The sequence below is a fragment of the Xenorhabdus bovienii genome (genome assembly GCF_024721015.1).
GTDB lineage: Bacteria > Pseudomonadota > Gammaproteobacteria > Enterobacterales > Enterobacteriaceae > Xenorhabdus > Xenorhabdus bovienii.
On record NZ_JANAIF010000505.1, the window covers coordinates 1 to 221 of the forward strand.

General features: G+C 40.7%; 1 pseudogene. It reads right to left on the reverse strand.

Annotated features, from left to right (window positions below):
- Nucleotides 1-87: 87 nt before the first annotated feature.
- A pseudogene (locus NXS07_RS21520) lies at nucleotides 88-221 on the reverse strand (IS30 family transposase); the annotation flags it as partial.

Sequence of the window (221 nt, forward strand, 5' to 3'; positions counted from 1 at the left end):
GGCAAGCAACTTCTATCGTCACCGTCATTTTGAGATCCCCTTAAAAAGGCATAAGAATACCAGGTTAACGCTTTGGATTCATGACCCTCTGATTAATCCATTCGTGTTCTCATTTATCCCTCTTTCCCAGGGGGAATACGGGTAAGCAAAATAAATTTTTGTCTCTAAATTTTTACTGATCAGTTCGTGTTCGGCAAATTCGAGGCCGTTATCAAAGGTCA